Source organism: Leclercia adecarboxylata, from assembly GCF_006171285.1.
Taxonomy (GTDB): domain Bacteria; phylum Pseudomonadota; class Gammaproteobacteria; order Enterobacterales; family Enterobacteriaceae; genus Enterobacter; species Enterobacter barmai.
In genome coordinates, this window is the sequence record NZ_CP040888.1 from 55474 (window position 1) to 77494 (window position 22021).

Genomic DNA, 22021 nt, shown 5'->3' on the forward strand with positions numbered 1-22021 from the left:
AGCTCATTATTCTGAATAAATAGTATCAGCAATTGCCAAAGATAATGCGAACTGCGGATTGTCTACCATGATAACTTTAGCCGTTTCAAAATGTTTACGAATAGCTGTTTCGATGAGATATGAACCTCCCCCAACAAGGAAAACATTATGAGGCCTCTCTTCGACTTGTGTAACCGCTCTGATTACTTTACTTTGCAACTTCTGTACCGCAGAGTTTACCGCATCAAAAACACCGTCACGCTTGTCCTCTGCAACCTTCAAAGCTGATTTATCATGACGATTATCAACAAGATGATGAATGTAAGCATTACTCGTATTCAGTTTCTCAGATTCAAGATACCTGCTGATCTCATCGTAAACAATAGAACAACCAATACGGTCAAAACCTTTTACTTTCGAAATCTGTTCTAATTGCCCAGTAATACTTGCAACATCAAGAGTAGTACCACCAAGATCAATTACCAAACTTGATTCAAATGAAGCAATATCCTCAATTTCATCTGCCCGGGTCACAGCTGGTAAAGATTCAGGGAAAACAGTCACAGACAAAACGTTAAAAGAATAGCGTTTACCGTCAAGATAACGCTCTACTGGTTTCATCAGATTATCTTTTTTTCTCTGAATATTTTCAATATTCGTTTCCCCTAAAGCAGTATAGAACTGGCTAAGTGGTAAAGTAACAAAGAGGTGAACATCCTGAGGAACTAAACCAGAAGCATGAAGTGCATGGTGAACATTTAACCGGCTAATTTCATCGTATTGGTGAGATACATCAGTCGATTCCAGTGAGTTACTAGATTCGCTGTGATGCGAAAACCTTTCCAGCCCATCAATAAGATAGTTAAAAGGATTGAGACCCTCATGGCGAACACGGAAATCTGGAACAAAACTATTTTGTGTAAGCAAGGGAACTAATTCGTTTCTTTCATTAAGACAAACCAGTTTTGCAGCTTTACTTCCATCATCGACAACGATTTTTAAAGCTTCAGTGATATCCTGCACTGATGGTGAAACAGGACTTTCAGATTTTAATAGTTCAGCCATAAAAACTCTCTTTTATTAATAGGACCATATTAGATATTAACTTTATACATTAATGGTGACCTATTATCAACATTAACACTATTAAAAAAATACGTAAGTCTATGTTATTTCAGCATCCTTCCATTTTAAATACCTTACCGTTAAATTTCCTGTATTCATGTATTAACCATGTTTATAAAGGAGCCAATTATAATCAGAAAGTTACTTTGCATCCTAAGTATGAACTGTTTGAGAGCCAGGACTGGGGCCTTTACCTGTAAGTAACAAAGGTCCTTAGGCTTAGAATCCAAAATGACGCCTTTTTGTAAAAAAATCATAGTTCGAAATACCGTATCATCGATGTAAACATACGTAGAGGAATTTATGGCAGCTGAGCACGTCCAAACTATAGACCTTACAAACTTCTCCGGAAGGATTTTCTTTCTGGCAGATCCTCATGGACATTACTCTGCGCTGTGCAACTTGATCCAATCAGTTACAAAGCCAGAAGAAGAGATAGTAATTTTCTCTACTGGAAATTTGTTTGACTATGGGCCGGAACCCATAGAATTGATGAAGGCGATAAACAGTGGCTTTTTCGATGGACGTTTTGTGAGGCATTTCTCAGCTGCCGGAGCCGGAGAAGAAATGTTAAAAAAATTGTTACCATTAAACAAAGACCGGAGAACATTTTACCCCAGCACATACCTCAATGAGAGATGGTGTGTAATGGGCGGAAAGTGGCATAAAGCTGTGAATCGTTACTATTTAGAGGAAGAGGTAAAAAAACTTCTTAATACCCAGCTTGGTACGATGATGCAGATTTTACTAAAAGGCGATATAAAAATTGGGGTTTGCCCTTCTGATTACGCCCCTATCCACACATCATTCACTGATACTTATAATGCGCTTCAAGCATTCAACTATGCCAATGTGAATATTTTTCAGAGCCAGTTTCTATTCGGTATGGACCATGCCGTAATACCAATGATGATAAATGACGTCAACCTTATGGTCCTAGGTAGGAATCCTGTAAACAGCATTCGAAAAGCCCATGGTCGTACTCAAAACAATCTTCCAGTACTGATCGGTAATTGTTTGCATATAAATACTGGATCACTCTATATGTCAAAATTAGAAGACCAGGTAATAGTTGCTCCGGGTATACCGCAAACTGACTCACCAGCACTTACATTAGTAGAAATAATCATGAAGAACAATCCAGTTTTATTGTGTCATCAGCTAATACAAACAACAAACAAGTTTTATTCACTTAAAACCTATCCTTTAGAACTCGATTCGATTGAAAACAACATTGAGGTAACAAGATGAAGATAAATTGGAAGATTATCTCAATTTCAACATTACTTTTGCATCTTCACGCAGCAGCTGCACCACATCAAGAGAAAGAGCATAGAAAAGATGCTTTTTCTTCTGCCGCACAGAAAAGTGATTCACTTATATCTGCTAAAGCGGAGCTTATAAACGGAAGGTGGTTTATAAATGGTAAATATAGGCCTGTTCTAAAGACCAGCATGACCAAAACCAATTTCTTAGAAATCATGAATGTTTCAAATAAAGAATCACTTTTTATTGTGATACCAAAACTTGAGTATAATATCATTGCCAAAAATAAAATCTTACTAAATGAAAAAATTGCATTAAGCGAAGGCACATCCGGAAAAAGCATTGTTTGGGTCGAGCCAAAATCAAGTCTAACTATATCGTTTATAAATGACCTTGCTAATACGCCCCTTCAGGCTATCGTTTCGATCACAAGAAACAACAAAGATATAATTGCCATCTTTGGACCGGATCAGGGTAAAGGGTTTACTCTTCCCGGAAATACGTCTAATGATCAAGTGTCCGTTCCTGACTATTCTGACCTAAATATAAAAAAACTTAACATACCTCAAAGTGTTGGTAATCCAGTAACCATCAATCCTAAAGAGAAGAATTACCTCTTAGTTGGACAAGGAAAATATGAAATCTTATCTCTTCCTAAATATCAACATTTAGTATTTTCTGAACCCGTTTATATTGAGAAAAGAAAAAATATCCTCGGTGGTTATGGTTATTGGACGAAAGAAACAATTCTCTACCCCGGTGAATCATTATCTTTTATAACGAGCGCCAAAAACAATCTAAGGAAGCGGGATGATTAAAGTTATCACACTTTTATTGTTTGCATTACTGACTGGTTGTCAGTCAGTAGAAAGTAAAATCGAAGAACTCCCGACAGTTGGTTTTGACCCTATTCTATACAATAAAAGTGAGGCCTTTACTGACGGAAAAGTTACTTTACGTGTCGAAAGTTCAGGAACTGATGTTTGGCTTGTCGCCAAGAATGGAACCAGAAGTTTTATTGAGCTTTCAGGCCTAACGCTAGGTGGTAGTCGTTGTGCTTACAATGCCCGTAGTAAGCAACTTTTGCCCCCAGGCAGCGTAAGCACATTCGTAGTTCCTACGGTTGGAATGCTTGGACTTTGCTTCAACAATGAAGATCAACTTATGTTTATTAACCGTGCTTTTAGCAGAATCTCTCCCAAAGCAAAAGGAAAAGATTCGCTTTCGCTTTTATTTTCTGTTAGTTACGATTTTCCCGGAAAAGCGGACCTAATTACTAACCACGATTTTCAAGAGTTATATCTTTTATTTTTGAATGAGGATAATCTATGAAACAAACATTAATTGTTATTTTAATATGTTTTTGTCACACGGCTTTAGCATATCCATACCGTATCTATACTGTCCCGGAAGGGGCATTAGTAAAAAACATACTAACTAATGAATATCTAGGAAAAACCCCTGTGGTTGTGGACGTGAGCAATACCGAAGCTGGTTCTACTTTTGGGATTTCATTATTTAGACATGAAAATGTTGCTATAAAGATTTTTACAGTAATGCCTTCAGCAGAAAATAATTTTGCTGTTTCTGGACCTGACGTTGCAACTATGTCATTGCCGGGAAAAGCACCTTTAAACGTAGTAAATGATGGGAATGGCGCTTCTGTTCATATAGAACTAAGACCTTATATGTCTGAACCTGCGCACACCCCATATTAATATAACAAGAAATTAAAAATATAAATCATATGAACTGCATCATAAAGATGCAGTTCAATATTTATTCTGATACTTTTAATTTTTCTTTTATGAACTCCTCTAGTTCCTTAATAAAACCCGCATTTATCCTATTGAATTCAAAGCGAATTTTTCTACCAGTATTGTTTTTACTGATTCTTGCATACTTATCTTTGTTATCAAAAGTAATAAGATCACTTGTTTCCCATTTTGTGGAATAAGTTTTTTCACAAACACTTTCCACAGATTGTGTGATTTTTTCCATTACAACTTTTTGAGCAACCTGGAGATCTCCAATGTCTAAATCTTTTGTTTCCTCTTTAACATTATCTATTACTTCATCTAAAGGAAATAGATTTTTTTGCACATATTTCTGTAAACGAGACAAGCGACTATAATAGGAGTTCGGGATTCCTTCATAATCCGGGAATAAAGAGATCAATGTTTCGTCAATACGGGCCGCCTGGATTCTTTTGGCTACCGATACATGACTAATCCCAAGATATGCTGCGAGTTCTTCATTAGTAGAAAATCCTTTTTCTTCCATTTTTTTGATAAATTGAAACCCAACTTCTCTATATGAAAATTTTCGAGATGTTTGTGCTGCGGATATAATTGAATTTATATCATCTTCGGTTAGTTCATCCGGAAGAACCCACAGGGGGAGATCCTTTTCTGCCTTTATACAGCAGAAACGTCTGCGACTTCCTTCTATTAATAAATAAACCCCATCTCTTTTTACAGCGATCCCTTCGGTATCGACCCCTCTTTCTTCAATCTGCTTAAGAATATCTCTAACAGAATAATCTGTAAGGGCTTCTTGATTTCGTGGGTTCGCTGGATGGACTAAGGTCTCCTTCTCCACTCTCTGGGCTGGAACAATCACATGTTCCGCTTCAAGTCTCCGGCCCTTATGAAGAGTGAATAACTTTTTTATGCGAGGTGCTGTTTTCAAACCCGCAAGACCTGAACGGTGACCGACTTCTGTCCGCTTTGGTGCGTTTAAATATCGAGATTTATCATTCCCGATATGTTGCTCATCGCTCATGCGTTAACTCCTTGCTTAGCTGAAAAACTTTTTATTTCATTTATAAATTGCTGATATACCTGTAATACAGATTCTTCTGCGACATCAAGCTGCTTTGCGGAACAAAGTTCCTCTGATTTTTTGATATCAAGCACTGTACGCCCTTTGGAAGCAGCTGCCTTAAATGCTTCAGAATTTTTTATGTTAGCGGACATCAAAAGGTCCTGAACAGTTCTGATTAATTTATCCAAAACTATTCTTTCATATGGACTTTTGTCATCTACATTGACAGCAAGAACTTTGAACCATTTTAAATTGTCGCCCTTACTTGGTGATTGTTTAAACCTTTCACTTATTGTAAGCATGAAGTCTGTAGTAGAGGCGTAATCATATTCACGTGGTGACACTGCGACAAGAATCCCATCGGCCGCTTCGTCAGCAGCCCAGATCAAAGGTGAATCTTCAGGTGGAGTGTCTATAATAATCAAATCATAGTTCTGCTTCAGTACCGGTAAGATAACTTCCTTGAAACGTAGTAACAAAGACGTACGTTCTTCTCTAGAACATTGCCAGTATTTATCTTTAAAACGAGCATCTGTCGGAAAAGCCGTTATTACGTCCAAGTTTGGCAGATGCGTTGAAAAAGGCATATTAGTGATGATTTCTTCTTCAGAGAATCCTGAATCTAAATATTTTTTATACTCAGAATTTTCTTCATAAATTCCAAGGATTGCATCAATTGCTGTAAGGAAGACATCATCTTCTGAGACACTTTGAATCATGCTGCTTCCAATCGAACCTTGTGGGTCCCATTCGATCATTAATACACGTGCATTGAGTTGTAGATCTAAAGCAGCTGCTACTGCTAAAGCTACAGATGTAGTGCTTTTCCCTGTACCGCCTTTATGATTCTGAGTAACAATAGCTCTGCTAAAGTAATGATCGCGGTACTTGGGATAACCCAGGGCATCCATTATTTTTTGAACATCCCAGCGGGTGTAAAGATGATTTTTGTTTTGATAAATAGGTGCACCAACAAGTTCTTTTTCTTCTAAGTCCGAAAGTATTTTATTGAACGTTACTCGTGACTTCCCAAAAAAATCAGAGAGATTTTTTTTATTCAAACAGTGGTTATAGATCAGTCTATCAACACCATCAACACTATCATCAGAAACAGATACTCTTGATGAAGCCATCAGAGATTCCTTTAGAGAAATCTGCTCGCTTTTCATGCGCTGACCAACGAGGGCGATCTTTTCAAGTAAATTCATGGTTATGACCTTTTTGCACTGAAAACCGACTTTTACGCATATATGTAAACTTTACGTATAATGCGTCCATTTCCTTGTTATGCGTACAATTCTATCCTTAGTTTCAATCTTAAGCTAATGTTTGTTTACTTTTTTATGATTTTTTGTGAGCTTAACTTGCAGATGTGAGCTCAGACTCTCTAGTCCATACCTAATGCACAACCTGTTTAAACCACGATTCTTGTCTCCTTCTCTACGCTTTGAAGTTAAGAGCTCCATTAATGAATCTTCACGCCTACCCTATTTCTTGCTTAGACCCTAAAATCTATCTCACCGGTGTGCTGATATACGTTTCCTAACTGTGAACCGTTGTCGTCAGTCCAGTCTAAAGATATGAGGTGTTAATCTCTTGAGGAGGCACACTACGAATTATGGGAGCAGAGTTAGCAACCTCACCCCGAAATGAAACCCAACTTAAGGAGGCAACCCCAGTGTGGAGATTAAGGGGGTTAAATCTGCCAGCGGCTGACAGTGTCCCAGCTGCTGCTCAGTCACACCACGCCCTGATTTAATCCCCTGCCCGGTATTGTAATGACCGAAAAAAACCCGTGCACTGGTGTCGGCAGACCGGCATGCATGAATATGACGTTAATCTGTATCAGCAGGCACTTTTCGCATAATGGGAGCAAGTGATAGCAACGCCGCCCAGAACGGAATGCCAACATCAGGACTGAACCCAAGTTTGGCGATTAAGGGGGTTAAATTTGCAAGCGGATGACAGTGCCCCCAGCTGCTGCTCAGTCACACCACGCTTGATTAAATCTCTCGCCAGGTCTTGTTTTGACCGAAAATAGCCCAAGCACTGATGTCGGCAGACCGGCATATAGGAATATGACGTTAATCTGTATCAGCAGGTACATTTCGCATTATGTGAGCAAGTGATAGCAACCCAGCCCGGAACTGAAGGCCAGCATGAGGACAGAACCCCAGTTTGGCGATTAAGGGGGTTAAATCTCACAGCGGCTGACAGTGCCTTCAGATGCTGCTCAGGCATACTACTCTCCCTGATATAATCTCCCATATGTTCTTGAGATCGTCGGAAATCGCCCATGCACCGGTGTCGGCAGACCGGTATGCAGTAATGTGAATTTAATCTGCATCATCAAGCACATTTCGTATTATGGAAGTAAGTGTTAGTAAACCAAAGCCCGCCCAGAACGGAAGGTCAACATCAGAACAGAATCCCAGTTTGGCGATTAAGGGTGTTAAATCTGCAAGCTGCTGACAGTGCCCCAGTTGCTGCTCAGTCACACCACGCCCTGATAGAATCTCCTGCCCGGAAATGTGATGACCGAAAAAAGCCCGTGCACTGGTGTCGGCAGACCGGCACGCAGGAATATGACGTTAATCTGTATCAGGAGGCACATTTCGCATTATGGGAGCAAGCGATAGCAACCCAAGCCCAGAACTGAAGGCCAGCATCAGGACAGAACCCCAGTATGGCGATTAAGGGGGTTAAATCCGCCAGTGGCAATAAGATCCCGAGCGGTGTTTAAGAAATATTTCCCGAAGGACAATCTTCCGCTCGTACGATGAATATAGTGTTCAACCCGGGAGAGGGATCACTTAACCTGCTTAGCCTAAATCTTACGTCATTCTCTAAACGGAGTTTAAGCTTAATGGTCCTGAGAAAGTTAAAAGGACTACCCATAATGACGGTTTGAGATGGCGAATAAGGGTTTTTCTGCCAGCGGCTGACATTGCCCCAGCTTCTGCTCAGTCACACCACGCCTGATTAAATCTTCCGCCAGGTCTTGTTATGACCGAAAATTGTCCGTGCACTAGAGTCGTAAGACCTGCATACAGGAATGAGGCGTAAATCTTTATCAGGTGGCAAGGTTCGCATCATGGGAGCAAGGGTCTTGAACTGGAGGTTAACATCATAAAATCCCAGATTGGCGATTAAGGGTGTTAAATCTGACAGCGACTGAAAGTGCCTTCAGATGCTGCTCAGGTATATTACACCCTGAAAAAATCAAGCATCTGTGCTTGCGAATATCGGAAAAGGCCATGCACCGGTGTCGGCAGACCGGCATGGGCAATGAGACGTTAATCTGTATCAGCTGGCGCATTTCGTATCATGGGAACAAGTGTTAGCAACCCTCTCCAGGACGGAAGGACACTATCAGGACTGATCCCAGTTTGGCGATTAAGGGGGTTAAATCTGCCAGCGGCTGACAGTGCCTTCTGATGCTGCTCAGACATACTATGCACAGATATAATCACCCGTCCGTCCTTGTGATTATCGGAAAAGGCCATGCACCGGAGTCGGCAGACCGGTATGCAGTGATGTGACTTTAATCTTTATCAGCAGGCGCATTTCGTATTAAGGGAGCAAGTGTTAGCAACCCTGCCCAGGACGGAAGGACACTATCAGGACTGAACGCCAGTTTGGCGATTAAGGGGGTTAAATCTGCCAGTGGCTGACAGTGCCTTCTGATGCTGCTCAGACATACTATGCACAGATATAATCACCCGTCCGTCCTTGTGATTATCGGAAAAGGCCATGCACCGGAGTCGGCAAACCGGTATGCAGTGATGTGACTTTAATCTTTATCAGCAGGCGCATTTCGTATTAAGGGAGCCAGTGTTAGCAACCCTGCCCAGGACGGAAGGACACTATCAGGACTGAACGCCAGTTTGGCGATTAAGGGGGTTAAATCTGCAAGCGGATGACAGTGCCCCAGCTGCTGCTCAGTCACACCACGTCCTGATAAAATCTCCTGCCCGGTAATGTGATGACCGAAAAAAGCCCGTGCACTGGTGTCGGCAGACCGGCACGCAGGAATATGACGTTAATCTGTATCAGCAGGTACATCTCGCATTAGGGAGCAAGTGATAGCAACCCCGCCCAGAACTGAAGGCCAGCATGAGGACAGAACCCCAGTTTGGCGATTAAGGGGGTTAAATCCGGCAGCGTGAGTAAGTGCCCGTGCTGTGTTAAAGAAATATTCCCTAAGGACAATCTTCCGCTCGGCCTTTTGTATAAAGTTGTCACCCCGGGAGCGGGGATCACTTTACCTGCTTAGCCTAAATCTTACGTCAATCGCTATCCGGAATTTTAGCTTAATGGTCCTGAGCAAGTTAAAAGGGCTACCCATAATGACGTCCCCAGATGGTGATAAAGGAGTTAATTCCGCCTTCGGCTTACAGTGCCGCAGCTGCTGCTCAGCAACACCACGCCCTGATTAAATCTCCCGCCTGTCCTTGTGATGACTGGATTGGCCCCTATATTTCCATACACTTTTTATCACTTAACCCATGACTGGTTCGTCGCCGCAGATATTCCCGTGGCGAACGATACCCCAGTGCACTATGCGGATGCCATTCGTTGTAATGTTCGAAGGCCTCCGCAAGGTTCTTTACCGCTGTTAACCCGTCGGGTTTCGGCATGATGCTGATGTAATCGCGCTTCATCGTTTTCACGAAGCTCTCTGCCATCCCGTTGCTTTCCGGGCTACGTACCGCCGTATGTTTAGGCTCCAGTCCTACCATTCTGGCGAACTGACGCGTCTGATAAGAACGGTAGGCTGAACCGTTGTCTGTCAGCCACTCAACTGGGGATGTCGGCAGGCTGTTACCGAAGCGACGCTCCACGGCACCCAGCATGACGTCCTGCACGGTTTCACTGTCATATCCACCGTTACTGGCCGCCCAGTAAAGTGCCTCGCGATCGCAACAGTCCAGAGCGAACGTGACCCGCAGTTTTTCACCGTTATCACAGCTGAACTCGAAGCCGTCAGAGCACCACCGCTGGTTACTTTCTCCAACGGCCACTTTCCTGTATGCGCCCGCTTCGATGGCGGTATTTCCGGTTTACGCTCAAGCAGCAGCGCATTCTGACGCATGATGCGGTATACGCGTTTGGCATTGATCACCGCCATGTCGTCAGTTTCTGATTGTCTGCGCAGCAGTGCCCATACCCGACGATAACCATAGGTGGGCAGATCGCCGATAACGGTATGGATACGGGCCAGCGCGTCAGTATCATCAGGCTTGCGCTTGCACCGACGATCCTGCCAGTCCTTCGACCGACGGGCCATGGCATGCAGTTGCGCACGTGAGACCCGGAGGCAACGACTGACAAGGCTTATTCGCCATCCTCCGGCAACAAGGGCACGTGCGCTATCCACTTTTTTTGTCGGCCATATTCAACGGCTTCTTTTAGCAGCTCGTTTTCCATGGTTTTCTTGCCCAACAGGCGCTGCAGCTCTTTAATTTGCTTCATCGCAGATGCCAGCTCCGACGCGGGCACAACCTGTTCTCCTGCGGCAACGGCTGTAAGGCTGCCTTCCTGATACTGCTTACGCCACAGGAACAGCTGACTGGCAGCAACGCCATGCTGACGGGCGACCAGCGACACGGTCATTCCGGGCTCAAAACTCTGCTGAACAATGGCGATTTTTTCCTGAACACTTCGCCGTCTGCGCTTCTCTGGACCTAAAACATCAATCATTCGGACTCCAACGACTAGTCTAAAAACTAGTATTAAGACTATCACTAACTTAAGTGATACCAACTGTCTGGAGATTCAGGGGGCCAGTCTAATGACCAAAAATAGTCCGTGCACTGGCGTCGTAAGACCGGCATACAGGAATGAGGCGTTAATCTTTATTAGGTGGCAGGATTCGCATCATGGGAGCAAGGGCCCTAGAACTGTAGACTAACATTAGAAAATCACAGTTTGGCGATAAAGGGGGTTAAATAAGTTAAAAGTCTTCGGTGAGCAAATTGGATAAATTTTCAGAAACCAAACCGTTAATAATAAACTTTTAGAAGAATGATTAAAGGATATTAAGTTTTGTATGCAAAATGACACCAGTGATCTGTTTTCACTAATAATGCCGCGCTACTTTGATTACCTTTGGTAAACAAAAATGTAATTTACGTGATTTTCATCTTATAATGTCAGTATTGAAGTTATAAATTTTGTTTACTTAATGCGTACACAACCTAACTGCGATTTGTATTTATGTCACTGTTTTTACACCACATTAATTATAAAACCAAAATTTGCAGCACAGTGATGAACTCATTAAGTCACAACCTCATTTGTTTACTTAAGGCATACAATAAAAAACCAGATTCTTATGAGACATCTGGTTTAATTATTTTTGCTTGAAGATATTTACTCTACGCGGCCAAACCCGCTGCTACTTCTTGAGCATAGAGAATTTCTATTGCCTCGCCATAGCTACAATTCTCGCGGCTTTGAATTTCCCATAATTTACTCCTGTCAGCACTATCCGTAGTAAAACAAAGCTCCATTTTCCGGTCTACGTATAACCGACAGATCTCTTGGAAGTTTTCGAACCTGACTAACATCTCTGAAAACACCTTTTTGACTGTACGAATATTTTTCATACGTTCATATTCTGCATCTGAAGTAGAAAAATATTTATTAGCCTTCATTGCTTCAATGCTTTCTTTTTCTTGTTTCATGATTATCTTCCAAGGCGAGTTAGCAGTCAGGGCCCGGCCAACAGAAGAAGTAAAATAATCTTCAAACGACTGTGTGATACAGATGCCAGCGCAGTTTGTTTTCCTGAACCTACGCCATGCCGCTTCGAGGAAGGAAGAGAAGAATTGGTTTGATTGATTTCCGGCACCTGATGAATTATCAGGACGAATGTACTCCCATGCTTCATCAAGGATGAACAAGCGACGACGCCCATCTTTTTTGATGAACATTGCATGCTGGGCAGCCTGAATGATAGACATTAATACAACTGTCTGAAGGTGGGGGGTGCCTTTTAGCTCCTCCAGTTCCAAAACAATAAATCTGCTGTCGAAGTTGATTGGAGGCAACGTATCGGTAAACCGGTGCCCATAAATTCCACCTTCGCACCATGCTCCGAGTTGCTCCCCAATATCCTTTATACGTTTGTCTTCATGCTTCTTGCAACGCAGAGCAAAGCCGGTTATTGAACCGGTCCGACCTGATTTTCTGGATTCTTGGTACTCTTCTGCAATAAGCTGAAGCATCACTGATTGTTGATAATCATCGATAAGGCCTTTCTCTGAAGCCATAATTTTTAGCTGATTCAAAACCATTATGGTCTGAGCAACTTTGTCTTTTTCTGCATCGTTTGAAGTTGATTCACCGGTAAATTCAGGTGCTTCGTTAAATACATCGTCGTTAACAGTGATGTCAGTTAGGAAGGCAAAGGGATTTAGGGTGAAGTCAGGGGTTTTACCGAAATCAATAAATTGACTGTTTGTATATTGTTCCGCAATCCCCTGGTAAGAACGGCCCACGTCCACAACAAATACTTGAGCACCGTCAGGATCATCATCTGGGTATTCGTTTTCTAAAAAATGCTTAAATGTTGAGCGATAATGAACGAGGTTATTAGATCGCGGTCCAGCTCCAAGATAGTTATTGATTAGATATGCTGTCCAGAATGACTTCCCTGCACCTGACGTTGCACCAATAACCATGTTATAGCTTGCAGAAGTCTTGAAAATATCAAGTCCCATGAGTTGACCTTCACGAGAAACTAAACTCAGTACTGGTCTATCTGTATTACCTTTCCAGGGCCCAAAGATCGGTGTCATATGAGCCGCTCCGGTGTTGCTCACTACTTCGGAACGGTCAAGGTCGAAAATTGTCTTTGGGTCATTGCACATTGGCAGACATGACATAAATGACGGGAAAACGATAAAGGAATCATCTGCTACTTTGACCCGGCTTTCGAGGTAAAAGGATTTGAGATCGTTAGCTGCTGTCTGCACAGAATTGGCATTACTACCCATAACAGTGAAAGTAAGATACCCTCTTAAAAGCTTTGCGCCATCCTCAAGCTCGCGAGTTACGGCCATGTAGTCATTATCCATATCCCGCAGGCGAGGGCAGAATGTGACAACTGAAGGTATACTTGCCTGTTTATTAGTGATTGCTTTGTAGCGGACGTTTTCTTTTGACAACTTGAGCGGATCGGCAAACTGAACAGTCTGAGTGATCATAAATGGGCTGAAAATTGTCTTACGTCCATGCATCCAGTTAACTACTAACTCATACATACAACCGAAATTGACGTATTCAGGAAACTTTACAACGGAAAGTTGTTTGAAGTAACGATGCTCAGATTCGTCGTCACTTTGTGTGACTGATGAGAAATGATTTTCTGTGACTGTATACTTACGGCCGGGAACGTTAACTTGTTCATTAAGCCTTTTCATAGTGTTAACGTCTATGAAACCTTCAGCCCACCGGGAGTTCTTTCCGGGGTTTACGACCTTATCTATACAATAGAGCCAGTTTTCTGCATCGACCTTAAACGGATGCAATCCAATCGTAATTAACTTACTTACAAGTTCAGAGTAAAGTGAATCGATACGCGAATGTTCCAGCTCGGTAGGAAGGGCAGACTGTAAAGGAATCGATAGCGAGATCCATACCTGAAAATCCCTCAACATAAGGTTATCATGATCAGGTTTTAAAGGCTTATGCATACTTCTGTCGTAGTAGTCCAACTGATAACCATTAAGCAGATCTGCTTTAAGCTTATCGTTCCCAGTCATACGCCCACCTCGCACAGCTGACCAAGCACTAAGCTGTAAAGTCAGGTCTGGCAATGCAGTCAGAGATATTTGACAGACAGTATCTGTAGGGAAATCCATTTTGAACATTTCAGCAAGAACATCTTGCTGATTATCAAAAACTCCAGGGGATGGATTACAGATAAACATAAACCCTAATCTGTTGCCATCAATCAAAAAATAGTGAGTCCCTGCTAATTGATCGTAAACAGGGATAAACCCACCTAATTGATGGCGATTTAAACCGCTATTGTAATTATTGATAGCTTCCATATTTGACCTTACAGTTGTCTAACAATGCCGTTCGAAGAGACAGCTTTAGTTGCTTTTTGTTGCTGCTGCATATTTTCCCGGGCCGCATCCTGTACTTCTAAAGGAACTATGCGAGCTGGGTTTGAGGTCGAATTCTTGCCAGCAATCCATGTTTGCGGTTTTACGTTGACATAAACGTAGCCGGGAAGATTAAGCGCATCGTTATCATCGGTATAAGGTGCAAAAGTAATTCTCATTACTTTCCCCTGTTGCAGAACAGCAAGTGGTTCAGGAGCCACTACAGCTTGTTTATAACCTTGCGAACGGTATTGCTGGATCTGCCCAGGGTTGAGAGTCGGGTTAACGGGCTGGCCATTGTAAAGAGAGTACATATCCTTACCAGGGCTGATATCAGAATTAGGTGCAACGTAGCGTGGGGCATTTCCAGCAGAAACCGGATAGCTTGTTTGTTTAACGACTTCCGCAGCCGGATGAACGAAAGGGTTACCAGTTGAAGAGGCAGTGCTATAACTGCTAGTCATCCTTACGTTTGAATTAACCGGTACACCAGAAATAGGCCGTGGTCCAATGGATGAAGTAGGGGCACCCATTTTTAAAGTTTTATCGTACATGACAGGTAACTGACCAACTGGCTTAATTTCGGTTTTTGAATAAGCCACAGGCTGATTTTTAAGGGTAGTAGACTGTGGATATTTGACTTCCCCTGGAGGGCTAATTTCAGTTGGATAACGGCTGTCATTGACAGCCGATTTCTCCTTTCCCGATTCCGACTCTTCCCCCGCCAGTGCAGACAGATCATCTCGATTATTAGTTAACTCCATAACTTCGCGAGGACCTTTACAGATAACGCCCTTTTCAATGCCTGGACATTCGGATTCGGAACTACCGATGGAGCACCCCGTAAGATATGAGGATGTACCTACAACCAGAGCACTGAGTACCAATCTTTTGATGTTCATAAACTAGCCTTAATTTGTCTCAAATGGATTTTTTAAGAGAGGTTCAACGCTTTGGTTCAACCAGTAGTCGAAATCTTTTGGAATGCCATTACCAGCCAAACCATCCTGTCTGACAACTGAAGGTACACCCTGCAATTTATAAATTCCTGCGAGCATCAATGACGCTACCAAAGGTTCCGCCGGACATTCTTCTGCTTCTTTTTGAGAGAGCAATCTTTTTTCAATGTCGGATTTGCTTCCCATTAGCCAACGAAGAATATCGAGGTTGTTTATTTTTCCTTTTTCTTTACTACACCAGAGCCTTCTAAGCTCTTCTTTTGGCTCACCGGGTGAGGGAACTAAAACAATATCTATCCGATACTTGTCCCGATCTGCATAGAATTTCTTAACAAGTTCCATGCAACCGTCACAATCAAGTGTTATGAAAATGGCTGCTTGTCTTTTAAGCTTTGAATTTCCCAGAGGAATGGACGCTACAGTTTCCAGAGGGAAGGGGGCCTCATCAAGACTAATAAAATAGGAATTCCTGATTTCTTCTACAGTCAGAACAGGTTTACGTTTAATTACATCAACAAGGCTTCCCCCAGTAAGGGAGTATCGGCCATCGGTCGTTACTGCCATTAGCTGCGAACGTTCGTCCTGAAAGAGGTATAGCCCACCAGAAGGAATGTATATGGCATCCTTAGGTTTATATCCTTTCATTTTTGATAACACACCCGAGATCTGACTGGGTGAAACGCCACCTTCCTTTGCCTTTGCCATTAACGCAGCAGCATCACTATTAGTTAGGACCTGCTCTGAAGCATAAGTGACCGTATTCGCCATAATGGCGAAAGCCGCCATTAAAGGGAAAAGTAACTTTTTCACTATTGGGTGCCCTCTACTTCTTTGCATTATAAGAACTTGATTGTACCGCTTCAGAGCTATCTTCAAGTTCCATATAAGTGACGATTTCAACACTATCCGGTACAGTAACGGCAAGCGTTGCATCAATAATTAAATAGCCACGGTCACGGTAGATCTTCATTAATGTTCTGAAATATTCTTCGAATTGAGATCTATCATTGTCAGCAGTACGGCCTCCGTGATGCTTGAAAAATTCCTTACGTAATTCAGGCATGTCAAGCACTGCAATCTTGTACGAAGGCTGGGATTGTTTATTGAAGTAATCGTAAACATTCATAAAGCCTTTATAACCATAAATAATGACCAATACGGCAAAGGCGAAGAAAAATAAATACTTCAATATTTTTTCAATATCAATTTCGAAGGTAATTTTTTTTGTTGTCCTTTCTCGCACCATTTTTTTAGTGATTTCAGGTCCAGCTGATTCAGGCGATTCTTTTTTTTCTAAACTATCCATTTAAACCTCAGCGACTGGTCAGATTCGTTGGAATTGTAGTTCCGGTCTGAACGACAAATGTAATAGCTCGGCCAGGGCTAATTTCTACGATTGGCCACTGTTGTTCTGCAATTGCGGTGTAGTAATCGACGAGTCGATTAAGACCACCTTGAGCTGCACCAGCCCCGGCTAATGCCCCAAGTGCACCAAAATTAGGGGACTGATACTGAGCCTGTGAATTAGGGTCGATGTTAAGTGAAGATACCTTACTGGGACTTAAGCTACCGGCAAGTGAAGAAAGTCCACCGGCAAATGCAGCTCCTGCAATTGCGTTACCATTTCGGCTGATAAGCGTGCCTCGGATCCCATTTTTTCCGTCATTTTCACTTACAGCATATGCTTCCAGTTTTACGTCAAAAGCTTTCCCTTTTGAATTAACACAAGAGATAGAAGTGGCACGTATGTAAGCACGCTGTGACGCCAGATCACCAACAGCTGAACCCAGAAGGTTACAGTCACGCAAATCCATGGTGAAATTATTGGGCATGATGACATCTTTTTTAATACGCATCGTTACTGGCATTGGTTCTGATTTGGAAGAAAGGCTTGTAGGCGCTTCAAGCCCGGTAATCAGAACACCAGTGATAATAGATGTTGCCGGAAGAAACATTTCATCTTTTCGGGCAGCATGCCGCGCTTTGCTATCAACTGGCGCAGTACCATCACCTCGTACAGTCCGAGTTGGCGCTTTATCTCCTGCAATGACCTCTCTGCCTTCCTTGATTCTGTTTTCAGACACGGGCATAACCTGAATGACACCATCGGTACCATTAGTCTTAATGGAACTTTGTGTGATTGTTCTCATTGGGCTATTACGCGTAGGTGTGATAGAAGCGTAATTAGGGTTTACGCCATTAATCGGCGCATTAGCATTAAGCTGATAAGGAGCTGCCGGTGCCTGCTCATTAATCGTTTTACGCGAACTACCAGCATCCAAGTTACGATTGCCGTTTCGATTTGTCTGCATATCATTAATTTGCTGAGACAGCTGCTGAAGTTGAGAAGTTAAACTTGCAACTTGGGCTTTAGTTTCCTGTTGGGCTTTTTCTGCTTTTTCGCGGTCCTCTTTCGCCGCATTTTGGTCAAGTCGGTTTTGCTTAACCATTTCTTTATATACTTTCTGGCTTTCTTCATTACTCAATTTGTTCATTTGCGAATCATCTAACAACAAATTGGTCTGCATGTCTTTTTTCTGTGTTTTCTTTTCTTTCTTAACTGGTGTGGAAAAAATAGACTGGCTAATAATATAAACAATCACTACCAGCAGAGCGCCAATAACAGAAAGTCTGACGGTCTTATTTTCCCAGGCCTTTTTAATGTCCATGATTAGCTCCACTTGTAGGTTTCTGGAATCGTTTAATTTTTAGATTTCGTTCGCTGTCAGACATCTGAGGAACGATATAGGGTTCACCTGCTCTGGCCCAGTTTTCACGAACAGATGGATGATTCATTTCAGCTTTATCTATCTGGCTCGTTCTAGATATTTCATGTTTGTAATTAGGTTCCAAAACGTTACTTTTGTGATAGTCAAAAGCATTCTCCTCATTAATATTGCCCTCTCCTACAAATTTATCAATAAGAGTTGGATCGTTCATTATTACTGTCTGAACGGGAAAAGCGTTACTGCCATCTTCGATACTAATGGATGCGTCCGGAACGATTAATACACTCCTTTTTGGTATATATTCTGACCTGTAGTAAAAGCTGGTTAAAGCAAATACGACAAAACCAATCACGGTGGCCCCAAGCAGAGCAGGCAAAGTAACTTTTCCCATATTATTTTCTGATTAGACTTGGTCTGGTTGTAACCCGGGCCTCGCGTTCCTTGAACAATTTATCCCGGACTATGTAAAGCTCTGTTTCTTCTCCCGGTTGCAGGTATGCTTTATCAAATAAAGCACTTGCAATAACGCCTTCTGCCATACACTGCTGATCAGCAACGATTTGACCGTATGGTTTATCGTTTTTCACAAGAATTACATCAATAAGTTCACGTGAGCCAACCAGTCTCTGACCGAGCTTTGCATACATATTAAAGTTACATGGTGACTGCTCTGGCGCAGGAATACGAGAAAGTCGGTCCTGTTGTAAACTGAATCCTGAAGGGACCTCACCAAGAGCCACAGGAGTCAATAAATCAATGATTCTTTGTTTATGATCGTCTTGTTTTGGATCCGTTGGAGCCAGTTCTTCTGACTGGGAGCGGGCCAACATTTCCTCATAGTTTTGCTTATCCAATGAGGTTTCACGTTTGGCTTGCATAGATGGGCTTAAAGATGTAGTAACTGAAATCATCGCACCGGGAACATCAAGCGGTACCAGGGTCAGGTTATAGGTCGATTCAGGTACCTGATCTTCAGACAACATAATCCCGATTGGTTTATCGGTATTAGTTGAAATAAAGACATCGCCACCATTAACAAATATGCTTGCCTCTTCAGCAGGGGTAGAAGTACTGACAGAAGCATTCTTGAAGCTGGTCGATATTCTGTTTTGAAGTCCTCGTGAAACTGGCAGTACCACATTCCCACCAGGCGGCACATTTACACGCTGAACTTCTTTATATCGGTTACGAGCTTCGACATAAAGTTCATCGGCTTTTGACGTGGCGGTCGCATTGGTTGCATTCTGCTGGGAAGAGGTACCTGTTGGTCTCCCATAGCTATCAATTGCACCAGATCGGGTCTGTGCGTCAAATCCGGGGAGACTAGGATTATTTGATAATGCTCCAGTAATAGCGCTTACCGCAGGCGAAGCATTGCTGGCTGGGGAAAGTTGCACGGTAGGGAGATCAGTTGTAGGTTTTTGTCCCTGCGCATTACCGGCTTCACTAAGGTTTGTTTGTGCACCTGACTGTTCAGAACCAGCTTGACCCGGAATAATGGCTTTTGCAGCTCCATTCTGAAATCCGTCAGCACCAACTGGCATTACAACCGGGTTATTAATTGTTGCTGGCAATTGGTATTCTTCAGCGATTACGCAGTTCGAAGTCGTGAGCATGATCAATGCTGTAATTGCGTTGAAGCCTAAGCCCTTTTTTTTAATCATCACTTGTTACCTGTAGACGGTGGCGGATTATCCAGCGTTGCCAGTTGCTCTTTGCCGTTTATCGTAATTTTTTTAATATTCGGTGTTCCGGAATATTGATTTACATATGCAATTCTTGGGCGACCATTTTTCATCCCGAGAACCCATTCATAAGTCCATTTCGATGATTCAGTTTTGTCCGGAACATTTACAAGTCGAGTCGTTTTGGTACCCCAGACATAGACCATGTCATTTTTTGGATCAAAGTAAATATCATTAGGCTTAAAGGTCTGCTCAACACCACGAGCCTGCATGATATTTATCTGCTCCTGTAAAGACTCACTCGTTTTAGCCTGTAGTTCAGGTGAAAGGGCATCGAGGACATAGGCCGTCACAAAGGAAATATTAGTTGGATTAATATTCCCTAAAAGGGTACTAAAAAAGAGAGCCCATTGTGTTTTATAAGATTCCGATGCTTTGTTACCAACAACCGTGATCTCTTCATTCATGTTTGGAGGGGTAACAATCGTCACTGGGTCAGTGAAAAAAAGAATCTTTGCAACCAATAACCCAATGACGGCTATTGAAACAGTATTAATGCGGATAAGTTTTGTATCACGATTAATCAGGGCGCTGTATGTAATTCCAGCACCTGACGCTTCAGCTTGTGGGCTAAATCGTTTTTTAATGTCCAAAAAACGTCCCTTAGCACTTTCATCTTTCTTTACGTATGACTGTTCAAGATCACCGTTTTCATCCTTTTTAGATTTTTTGAAAAAAGGGATGTTAATGCCACTTAGCATTTTCATTCATAGCTCCATCAAGAATACAAATCTCTGATAAATGGATCGTTGAAATAACGGCTACTAAAAACTGCTTTACCTGGCAAAAAACCGAGCCACCAGAGTTTGTGTTTTAGCAATCCTCTTATTCCTGACTCAGCTGCTTTGTTATACGCAATCCAATACACAACCGCTGCTACAACAGAAAACCCGAAGCATTCGAAGATATTCCCAAATGCAACCAGAATGAATGCAAGCCCTAATTTTTTGGCATCCCAAAACAAAATCAGTAGAGGCATGTTGATCCTGAAAGGGAATCTATAGGTATGCTGAGGAACGTCGTTCTGCTTACTCATTAAAAATCCAGAGAGGGGGATGAACCCCCTCATGCATGATTAACAATAAATTACAGCGGTACGCCAGCATCCATAAAGGTGCTGATAATTTTCTCGCCGTTGGCCATTACCAGCATCATGAATAATGAAACCAGTGCCAGGCCCGGGTTAGGCTTAAGGACAGAGAAATATACGCTTGAGATCAACATCGCGGCTGCCAGAATTTTGCCCGGAGCTCCAGTCATACTTTCACTCATGTATGACCAAATATCTCCCAGTGCCCCATCATCTGAACCCGCATATGCCAGACCGCAAAAAAGCACGGTCAGCAGAACAAACAAAATCACTTTTGCGCTTTTTGTTTTAAAAAGTGCAGCCGTGTTAGATTTCTTTTCACTAAGGCCAATATTTAAAGAAAGTTCCATAATTACTCCGTGTAGATTTGAGTTCACGTAAACGCGAATGAATAATACTTTTTTATTCCGATCCTTCCGTTCGCATAAACCCCCTTTTTTTAACGTTTAGCGATTGGTGAATTTTTAAGCAAAGGGCCTAAAGCATAATCTTTGAAAGGTACCAGTGAACGCTTAGTAAAAGTTTGAAAGAGGGGAGGGGGTAAGATTACGTTAAGCTCAATCCTGAAGCTGATGAGACTCCTCAAGCATAAAAGTCACTTTTGATGGTTTGAAAAGCTCTAACTAGATATCGGGCAGGTAACTAAGCTTCATATCTAATCTTTTTTGTTCCCTTATTATCTATCTCTTGATTCTGAGAAGGCCGCATATCACTGTGCTCCCTGGTTCGGCAACTATCAGTTGGAGAAACTACATACAATCCTCGGGCCGGTGCGTCATTCATCTAAATGCCTTTTACACCTCTGGGCGTGAGTGGGACTTTGTCTTGTCCATACGAACATCATTCATTCGAATGCTTTTGGCCAATGCTATTTAAGCAAATGCTTTCTGGCTGAGTCCTTTTGCGAATGAGTCTTTGATATAACTGCATGAATTTTGGGTTGTTTGGTGTACTAACAAAACAAAGGCATTTCTTTGAATGCCATTGGAGTTGTGATGCTTCTGATATTTTTTTGATCTCATATCAAGCACATAGTCCTTCTGATGCCCAATGTCATAGATGTCTTGGACCATTCTCGCTCTTAACAAAGCTGAACTGTGTGTCATTCGACCTAATGCCATTCACCAAAATGCCTTTTTATACCACTGCATAGCTATGCTCGGGATACAGTGGCAAACAAAAG

18 protein-coding genes and 1 pseudogene are annotated in these 22021 nt (G+C 42.3%); 4 read left to right on the plus strand and 15 right to left on the minus strand.

The genetic code is table 11. The features are described from left to right. Window positions 1–6: 6 nt before the first annotated feature. Window positions 7–1044 carry a plasmid segregation protein ParM domain-containing protein gene (gene parM / locus FHN83_RS00275; protein WP_000818954.1) on the minus strand — a complete coding sequence of 346 codons (1038 nt, stop codon included), beginning with the start codon at window positions 1042–1044 and terminating at the stop codon, window positions 7–9. A 363-nt stretch (window positions 1045–1407) separates the two neighbouring features. On the opposite strand from parM, the gene FHN83_RS00280 reads away from it, so the two are divergent. The 4 genes from FHN83_RS00280 to FHN83_RS00295 are packed head-to-tail and all read left to right on the plus strand — an operon-like array spanning window position 1408 to window position 4088. Beyond that, window positions 1408–2355 carry a metallophosphoesterase gene (locus tag FHN83_RS00280; protein ID WP_139563064.1) on the plus strand — a complete coding sequence of 316 codons (948 nt, stop codon included), beginning with the start codon at window positions 1408–1410 and terminating at the stop codon, window positions 2353–2355. Beyond that, on the plus strand, window positions 2352–3188 hold the full coding sequence (locus FHN83_RS00285; protein WP_000700976.1) for a hypothetical protein: 837 nt from the start codon (window positions 2352–2354) through the stop codon (window positions 3186–3188). Before FHN83_RS00280 ends, FHN83_RS00285 begins: the two co-directional genes overlap by 4 nt. Further along, window positions 3181–3702 carry a hypothetical protein gene (locus FHN83_RS00290; protein WP_000598517.1) on the plus strand — a complete coding sequence of 174 codons (522 nt, stop codon included), beginning with the start codon at window positions 3181–3183 and terminating at the stop codon, window positions 3700–3702. Before FHN83_RS00285 ends, FHN83_RS00290 begins: the two co-directional genes overlap by 8 nt. Next, window positions 3699–4088: a hypothetical protein gene (locus FHN83_RS00295; RefSeq protein WP_000815011.1), complete on the plus strand. Its 390-nt coding sequence runs from the start codon at window positions 3699–3701 to the stop codon at window positions 4086–4088. The genes FHN83_RS00290 and FHN83_RS00295 overlap by 4 nt, the downstream gene beginning before the upstream one ends. Before the next feature lie 61 nt (window positions 4089–4149). Here FHN83_RS00295 and FHN83_RS00300 read toward each other — a convergent pair whose 3' ends face one another. From FHN83_RS00300 to FHN83_RS00360, 14 genes and pseudogenes are all read right to left on the minus strand, one after another. Continuing rightward, window positions 4150–5154 carry a ParB family protein gene (locus FHN83_RS00300; protein ID WP_001278838.1) on the minus strand — a complete coding sequence of 335 codons (1005 nt, stop codon included), beginning with the start codon at window positions 5152–5154 and terminating at the stop codon, window positions 4150–4152. Then, complete coding sequence (locus tag FHN83_RS00305) at window positions 5151–6404, minus strand: ParA family protein (protein WP_001050364.1); 1254 nt, start codon at window positions 6402–6404, stop codon at window positions 5151–5153. Before FHN83_RS00305 ends, FHN83_RS00300 begins: the two co-directional genes overlap by 4 nt. Before the next feature lie 1128 nt (window positions 6405–7532). Further along, window positions 7533–7694: a hypothetical protein gene (locus FHN83_RS28085; protein ID WP_001371949.1), complete on the minus strand. Its 162-nt coding sequence runs from the start codon at window positions 7692–7694 to the stop codon at window positions 7533–7535. 1977 nt (window positions 7695–9671) lie between these two features. Then, a pseudogene (locus FHN83_RS00310) lies at window positions 9672–10899 on the minus strand (IS3-like element ISEc36 family transposase). Window positions 10900–11576: 677 nt separating this feature from the next. Further along, window positions 11577–14258 (minus strand): TraC family protein, encoded by a 2682-nt coding sequence (locus tag FHN83_RS00315; protein WP_000387412.1) that lies wholly within the window; start codon window positions 14256–14258, stop codon window positions 11577–11579. Between the two features lie 8 nt (window positions 14259–14266). Beyond that, window positions 14267–15217, minus strand: coding sequence for an IncHI-type conjugal transfer lipoprotein TrhV (gene trhV / locus FHN83_RS00320; RefSeq protein ID WP_001022588.1), 951 nt, complete (start codon window positions 15215–15217; stop codon window positions 14267–14269). A 9-nt stretch (window positions 15218–15226) separates the two neighbouring features. Then, a complete protein-coding gene (htdT, locus tag FHN83_RS00325; protein WP_182911723.1) occupies window positions 15227–15979 on the minus strand; it encodes a protein-disulfide isomerase HtdT in 753 nt (250 codons plus the stop codon). A 118-nt stretch (window positions 15980–16097) separates the two neighbouring features. Continuing rightward, a complete protein-coding gene (locus FHN83_RS00330; protein WP_000377632.1) occupies window positions 16098–16580 on the minus strand; it encodes a hypothetical protein in 483 nt (160 codons plus the stop codon). Window positions 16581–16587: 7 nt separating this feature from the next. Beyond that, a complete protein-coding gene (trhB, locus tag FHN83_RS00335; protein ID WP_000351841.1) occupies window positions 16588–17943 on the minus strand; it encodes an IncHI-type conjugal transfer protein TrhB in 1356 nt (451 codons plus the stop codon). After that, window positions 17933–18394, minus strand: coding sequence for a plasmid transfer protein HtdO (gene htdO / locus FHN83_RS00340; protein ID WP_139563065.1), 462 nt, complete (start codon window positions 18392–18394; stop codon window positions 17933–17935). The genes trhB and htdO overlap by 11 nt, the downstream gene beginning before the upstream one ends. 1 nt (window position 18395) lies before the next feature. Further along, window positions 18396–19667, minus strand: a complete 1272-nt coding sequence (locus FHN83_RS00345; RefSeq protein WP_000592092.1) for a TraK domain-containing protein — start codon at window positions 19665–19667, stop codon at window positions 18396–18398. Then, a complete protein-coding gene (locus FHN83_RS00350; protein ID WP_000783153.1) occupies window positions 19667–20455 on the minus strand; it encodes a TraE/TraK family type IV conjugative transfer system protein in 789 nt (262 codons plus the stop codon). Before FHN83_RS00350 ends, FHN83_RS00345 begins: the two co-directional genes overlap by 1 nt. 11 nt (window positions 20456–20466) lie before the next feature. Continuing rightward, entirely contained in the window at window positions 20467–20817 is a 351-nt protein-coding gene (locus FHN83_RS00355) for a type IV conjugative transfer system protein TraL (RefSeq protein WP_001447770.1), read from the minus strand. 17 nt (window positions 20818–20834) lie between these two features. Next, the gene (locus FHN83_RS00360; protein WP_000423602.1) at window positions 20835–21188 is read right to left on the minus strand and encodes a hypothetical protein; all 354 of its coding nucleotides are present in this window, start codon (window positions 21186–21188) and stop codon (window positions 20835–20837) included. Between the last annotated feature and the right edge of the window lie 833 nt (window positions 21189–22021).